The sequence below is a fragment of the Herpetosiphon sp. genome (assembly GCF_003512625.1).
GTDB classification, from domain to species: Bacteria; Chloroflexota; Chloroflexia; order Chloroflexales; family Herpetosiphonaceae; genus Herpetosiphon; species Herpetosiphon aurantiacus.
This window is the reverse complement of the sequence record NZ_DOPT01000083.1, coordinates 409-896: the sequence shown is the minus strand read 5'-3', so window position 1 is coordinate 896 and position 488 is coordinate 409. Positions and strand designations below refer to the sequence as shown.

The following is a 488-nucleotide window of genomic DNA, read 5'->3' as shown; positions in this document are numbered from 1 at the left end:
GCCCAACAAGCCCAACAACACCTTAAATTGATCAGGATTGTTAGGATGCCACTCAAGCCGCGCCCGCTCAAACCATTGGGTTTGCACCGTATCGCCATTAGCGTTGGTTTCCAAGTTAACGCCCGTCAAGGGCAAGCCAAACAATTGCAACGAACGGGCATAGGTATCCAAGCCAGGAATTTTAAGGCCATGCGATTGCCAGTAGCTTTTGAAACCAAGTCCATTGGCCTGATCACAAACATTATGTCCAGTTTCTTCAAACCATAAACAACCTGTTTGTGGCCCAACCTCGCGTGGGGCAACCCCGCGCCCAAGTTGTTGCAACCGTTCTTTGCCTAATAAACCAAGCAGCACCTCGTAAGCCGTACCAGCATTCTCAGGGTGCACCTCAAAACGATTCCGTTCGAGCCATTGGGTATGGTAGCTCATGTCAGTATCGGGGTTTGCTTCGGCTTTAGCGGCAGCAATTGGGTAGCCAAACACTGGCA

The 488-nt window shown here is 50.6% G+C and carries 1 pseudogene; it reads right to left on the bottom strand.

Annotated elements, in window-relative coordinates:
- Positions 1-488, bottom strand: a pseudogene (locus tag DEF47_RS17995) (hypothetical protein); the annotation flags it as partial.